Origin of the sequence: Dolichospermum sp. LEGE 00246, from assembly GCF_015207865.1 — a bacterium.
Classification (GTDB): domain Bacteria; phylum Cyanobacteriota; class Cyanobacteriia; order Cyanobacteriales; family Nostocaceae; genus Dolichospermum; species Dolichospermum heterosporum.
Genome location: NZ_JADEWA010000774.1, coordinates 1 through 1,030 on the forward strand (window position 1 = coordinate 1; position 1,030 = coordinate 1,030).

Annotated in this window: 1 rRNA gene and 1 pseudogene; one reads left to right on the forward strand and one right to left on the reverse strand. The window is 43.5% G+C overall.

The features are described from left to right. Window positions 1-191: 191 nt before the first annotated feature. Window positions 192-699, forward strand: a pseudogene (locus tag IQ228_RS26265) (RNA-guided endonuclease InsQ/TnpB family protein); the annotation flags it as partial. Between the two features lie 76 nt (window positions 700-775). Here IQ228_RS26265 and rrf read toward each other — a convergent pair. After that, window positions 776-893, reverse strand: a 5S ribosomal RNA gene (rrf, locus tag IQ228_RS26270). Between the last annotated feature and the right edge of the window lie 137 nt (window positions 894-1,030).

Below are 1,030 nucleotides of genomic sequence, written 5' to 3' on the forward strand. Positions count from 1 at the left end.
TGGGTTGATTTGTACGATAGCCTCAAAGAGAAAAAGTAAGTCTCTCAATTTTAATTATTCTCGTAAATAAACCGCGAACACTTTTCTCTTGGTTTTACTCCCCATTTTCCTTAACCGAGCAGTATTGGGTGTTAACCTGTCGTCTAACGGTGAGTCTGTGAATCTAGAATCCCCGCGTCTTTAGACCGGGGAGTGTCAAAGTAGAGAATCTTCATGTCTTGGGCATGGTACGTAATCACAATTTGGCAAAATAAATATCTGATGCAGGACGGGAAACATTCACCAATTTTCTAGCCTATAAGCTAGAACACAAAGGCGGAAAGTTGGTTGAGATTGATAGATGGTTTCCCAGTTCTAAGCTTTGCTCTAATTGTTTCTATCAAGTAAGTGATATGCCATTGGATGTCCGTATGGACTTGTCCTCATTGTGGCACTCATCATGATCGTGATGGTAATGCAGCGATAAATATTAGAGCAGAAGGTATCAGAATGCTTGCATTGACTTGTGCCGAGCGCAGTCGAGGTAGCGCAGCCGAAATTATCAAGGCGGAAGGTATGGCTTCGCCACGCAGGCTATCAGCCGTCTCTGCTGTAGGAGGGGAGATCAGACCAAAACTTGGGCGAAAGTCTAAGTTGCGGCACTCCCCTGTGAGTACAGAAGCCGACGCTGTACTTGGTACTCCAAGTCAGTGTGGGTAGTTCACTCAGGTACTTAATAACTAAAACAAAACCCCCTCTAAAAGAACAGAGGAGGTTTTACTGTATGGAATAATAGACCTGGCATCGAGCTATTTTCACGTGGGGCTACCCCCAAACTATCGTCGCCGCAGCAGCGTTTCACCTCTGAGTTCGGGAAGGTATCAGTGTGGTTCCACCGCGCCATAGACACCAGGAAAGCCTGATGATTTTGGATTTTGGATTTTAGATTGGACTTATCAATCCAAAATCTAAAATCTAAAATCTAAAATTCACAAAACCCTGAAGACTGCATTTGAGAAAGAGAAATCACAATAACAAATTGAATAGAGGT